General features: G+C 72.7%; 2 protein-coding genes. Both read left to right on the forward strand.

Annotated elements, in window-relative coordinates:
- A partial coding sequence (locus N869_RS15335; protein ID WP_035063117.1) for a DUF721 domain-containing protein occupies window positions 1-472 on the forward strand: 472 nt, incomplete at its 5' end.
- A 278-nt stretch (window positions 473-750) separates the two neighbouring features.
- On the forward strand, window positions 751-1,046 hold a 296-nt coding region (locus N869_RS17560; protein ID WP_035063118.1), incomplete at its 3' end, for an ATP-binding protein.

Below are 1,046 nucleotides of genomic sequence, written 5' to 3' on the forward strand. Positions count from 1 at the left end.
GAACCGCGCGAAGGCCGCGGCGCAGGCGCGCGGGGTGCGACCCGGGCAGCCGGGTGTGCGCGGGTCGAGGGGCCGGGTACCTGTGGACGACCGGCGCTCGGGTGCGCGTCGGGACCGCCGCGATCCCACCCTCCTGGGCGAGACGTTGCAGCGGATGGCCACCGAACGGGGCTGGTCGACGGAGCTGTCGGTGGCTGCGGTGACGGCCCGGTGGCGGGAGGTCGTCGGTGACCAGGTGGCCGACCACTGCGTCCCCGAGACGTTCGACGGTGGGGTCCTGGTGGTGCGGACGGACTCCACGACGTGGGCCACGAACCTGCGCCTGCTGGTTCCCGAGCTCCTGCGTCGTCTGGAGATGGAGCTCGGTGCGGACGTGGTGACCGAGGTGCGGGTGCTGGGTCCGTCCGGTCCCTCGTGGGCGAAGGGCCCTCGTCGGGTCGCCGGGCGTGGCCCACGTGACACCTACGGATGACACCCGGGAAGGGCCCTGGGAGCGTCGGACGGCCTCATGTCGACCCCCCGGTCACCCTCGGGTTCCGTTCGCGCGCCAGTCGTGTTCGTGAGCGCCTCTGAGGGCCTGGAGAGGGTAGACTCGAGCCTGTCATTCCTGGCGTTCGGAGGTGCACGGGGGGCGAGGCGGGGCCTCGGGCACCCGGGCCCTCCGTGTCCTCGTCCCGACGCCCGGGGCACTCGTTCCCCGCCGGTCGTGGACCGGTGGGAGCGCGACATCTCGAAGGAGCACCCCTGCCCGTGGCTGACCAGAGCTCGCCAGCGAGCACCCCGAGCGACACCCCGGCACAGCCGTCCAACGACTACGACGCGAGTGCGATCACCGTCCTCGAAGGTCTTGAGGCGGTGCGCAAGCGGCCGGGCATGTACATCGGGTCCACGGGCCCCCGCGGCCTGCACCACCTGGTGTACGAGGTTGTGGACAACTCTGTGGACGAGGCCCTGGCGGGGCACTGCACCCAGATCGACGTGACCCTCACCGCCGACGGCGCGGTCCGCGTGCGGGACGACGGGCGCGGCATCCCGGTCGACATCCA

It is taken from the genome of Cellulomonas bogoriensis 69B4 = DSM 16987, from assembly GCF_000767165.1.
Taxonomy (GTDB): domain Bacteria; phylum Actinomycetota; class Actinomycetes; order Actinomycetales; family Cellulomonadaceae; genus Actinotalea; species Actinotalea bogoriensis.